Genomic DNA, 2,945 nt, shown 5'->3' on the forward strand with positions numbered 1-2,945 from the left:
ATCCCGCCGTGCATCTGGTGCGTGGCCAGCCGTGGGACAGCCTCGGTTCGCTTTCGGCTCATCCTTGAGGCATACCCGCGTTTCGTGAATGTCCTCCTGCCCGGAGCGTGGACCCGCCGTCCACAGGGCCGCCGCAGTCAGCCGTCTGGCTGTGGCGGCCCGAAACACCATTGAACAGGACAAGATATGACGTTTTCTTTTTTCAGCGGCACATCCGCCTCAATGCCCGTTTTAAGGCCGACGTTCAGGCGTTGGCATGCGTATATTCGCGCTGCCGCGCTGCTGCTGGCGGTCATAATGACTGTTGTGGCGCATCCGGCACAGGCTGCCGCGCCAGGTGAAGGGCAGCGGGCACAGCTTGTGGCTATTAATCAGGCCGTCATTTCAAGCGAACTTGCCGGAAGGATCACTTCCGTGCGTTTCAGGGAAGGGGAGCGTTTCAACAAGGGGGATGTGCTCATCGCTTTTGACAGCACTCTTTTCAAGGCCCGGTTTGACCGTGCGGCGCAGGCTGAATCCGCGGCGGCAAAAAAATACGGTGTAGCGCGTGATCTTAACAAGCTTGGTTCCATCAGTACGGGCGATTATGAGCAGGCACGTTCAGGTCTGGGCGTTGCCGCAGCCGAAACCCGCGTAGAGCGCGTTATGATGGACCGTTGCAGTATTACGGCTCCATTTTCCGGCCGCATAGGCGAAACCTTTGTCCGGGCTGCGGAACACGTATCCGAAGGCACAAAGTTGCTCACCATTTATGACGACAGCGCCTTTGAAGTGGAAACCATCGTGCCGTCCGGCTGGCTGGCCTGGCTCCGGCCCGGGTATGCCCTGACCATTGCCGTGGACGAAACCGGGGGGCGTTACGCCGCCACTGTTTCGCGAATCGCAGGGGTGGTCGATCCTGTAAGCCAGTCTGTTAAGATAGTGGCCCTGCTTGCCAATGAAGCCCCTGTGGAAGGGCAGGCTCCTCTTATGCCCGGCATGAGCGGCACAATATTAATTGATATGCCACACGACAATAATCAGGAAAGCGGCGAACGGCCATGAGCATGCAGCCAGACCTGGTCAACAGGCTGGCGCTGCTCCTGAAGCTGGAGCAGCGCGCCCGCCATTGCGAAGACAGGCTTGCTCTGGGTTTTGTCATGGTCAATGAGACAAATTCCCTCGTTGCCTATAGGCAAGCGGTTCTATGGACGGGAGAAATCGTGGACGGCAGCGTGGAAGGCAGTACTGTACGGGCCTTGTCCGGTCTGGCGGACCCTGCACAAAACGCGCCCTTCACCATGTGGCTTTCAGAAGTCTTGCGCCGCCACGCAGCAGCATCGCACGCTGCCAGAGCCAATGACGACAGCGCCGCTCTTTTGCTTCCGCAGGCTGGCGACAAGGAAATGTGGCACCAGTATTTGCCAGAGCACGCCTTATGGCTTCCCTTGCCTTTAAAGCCAAACGCCAGTGACGATGCCGGGGCAGCCACAAAAAAATCCACTCCTCTGGCGGCACTTGTGCTGTGCAGGGAAGAGCCCTGGACCCAGCAGGACATATCGTTGTTGACGCCTCTGACAGACGCCTACGCTCACGCATGGTTGGCCCTGCGTGGCGCTTCGGGCGGCGGATTTATGGAATCTGGCTGGAGAGGCCTTGTGCGAAAGGCGCGTCATTCCCGCTGGAGGCTGGCCGTAGCACTGGTTCTGCTTCTGGTTTCGTTTTTTCCCGTGCGGCAGTCTGTGCTGGCTCCTGCCGAGATCGTGCCACGCAATCCTTCCACCGTGCGCGCCTCCCTGCACGGAGTAGTTGACCGCATTACCGTGCAGCCCAATGCCCCTGTGCAAAAAGGTGATCTGCTGGTGCTGCTGGATGCGCAGGACATCAAGGGAAAGCTTGAGGCCGCCCGTCAAAGCCTGGCCGTGGCTCAGGCCGAGCTGCGCCAGGCACAACAGCAGGCTCTTTTTGACGAGCGCAGCAAGGCCACTGTGGGTATTTTGCGCGGGCAAAAAGATCAGGCTGCCAGTGATGTTATTTATCTTGAAAGCATGCTGGAGCGCACGGAGATTCGCGCCGAAGTTCCGGGCATTGCCGTGTTTGACGATCCGCAGGAATGGAGCGGCAGGCCCGTGGCGCTTGGCGAGCGCATCATGGTCATCGCCAATCCTCAGGATGTGGAACTTGAGGCCCATGTGGCCCTTGCTGACGCCATTCCTCTGCATCCGGGGGCTGAGGTTCGCCTGTTCATGAATGCTGCGCCAGCCTCGCCCGTTGACGCCAGTCTGGAACGGGTGGGGTACCGGGCTGTGCCCGTAGCGGACGGAACCTTGGCCTACAGAACCCGCGCAACTTTTGACAGTGCTTCAGCAGACGAAAAATCCACGCTGCGCATAGGGCTTAAAGGCACTGCGAAACTGTACGGGCAGCGCACCTTTTTGCTGTCTTATCTTTTGCGCAGGCCGTTGGCCACAGCGCGCCTCTGGTTGGGACTATGAGTAACGCACCTGTGGCTGGTACGATGGGGGGGGCAGCTATGCTTCCGCCACTGCGGGAAGAGGTGCTGCTGCACCGTGCCCCTGACCGGCATGACGGGTCACCTGCCTGGGTGCTGGAAGATCCGGGGCGGAACCTGTTCTTTCAAGTGGGGTGGCTTGAGGCTGAAATGCTCGCCTGCTGGCATCTTGCCGGGGCCGAAGCCATTGCCGGAGATATTTCTGCCCGCACAACGCTTTCTGTCACCACTGAAACAGTGGAGCGGTTTGGCAAGTTTTTGGCAGCCAACAGCCTTGTACGCGACAGCGGCATGGTGGAACGCCTTCTGCGGGAACACAGGCAGCGCACGCAACAGCCTTTGGGTAAATTTTTACTGAAAAACTATCTGTTTTTCAGTAAAAATTTACCCAAAGGCTGTTGCGTGCGCTGCCTGTGTTCCCGCAGAAGGCGTTCCACCATGCCGCTGTCGCGTA

Annotated in this window: 2 protein-coding genes and 1 pseudogene; all 3 read left to right on the plus strand. The window is 59.0% G+C overall.

Going from position 1 to position 2,945, the window contains the following annotated elements; translation table 11 throughout:
* Nucleotides 1-186: 186 nt before the first annotated feature.
* Nucleotides 187-1,044, plus strand: a complete 858-nt coding sequence (locus QM579_RS00475; RefSeq protein WP_414997279.1) for an efflux RND transporter periplasmic adaptor subunit — start codon at nt 187-189, stop codon at nt 1,042-1,044.
* Complete coding sequence (locus tag QM579_RS00480; RefSeq protein ID WP_414997280.1) at nt 1,041-2,474, plus strand: efflux RND transporter periplasmic adaptor subunit; 1,434 nt, start codon at nt 1,041-1,043, stop codon at nt 2,472-2,474. The genes QM579_RS00475 and QM579_RS00480 overlap by 4 nt, the downstream gene beginning before the upstream one ends.
* Nucleotides 2,471-2,945 (plus strand): annotated as a pseudogene (locus QM579_RS00485) (hypothetical protein); the annotation flags it as partial. The gene QM579_RS00480 and the pseudogene QM579_RS00485, both read left to right, overlap by 4 nt.

The sequence above is a fragment of the Desulfovibrio sp. genome (genome assembly GCF_047607245.1).
Lineage (GTDB): Bacteria > Desulfobacterota > Desulfovibrionia > Desulfovibrionales > Desulfovibrionaceae > Desulfovibrio.

Excerpts from the sequence above, each read along its gene's own strand:
- QM579_RS00475 (WP_414997279.1), top strand. The coding sequence starts at position 187 with ATGACGTTTTCTTTTTTCAGCGGCACATCCGCCTCAATGCCCGTTTTA.
- QM579_RS00480 (WP_414997280.1), top strand. The coding sequence starts at position 1,041 with ATGAGCATGCAGCCAGACCTGGTCAACAGGCTGGCGCTGCTCCTGAAG.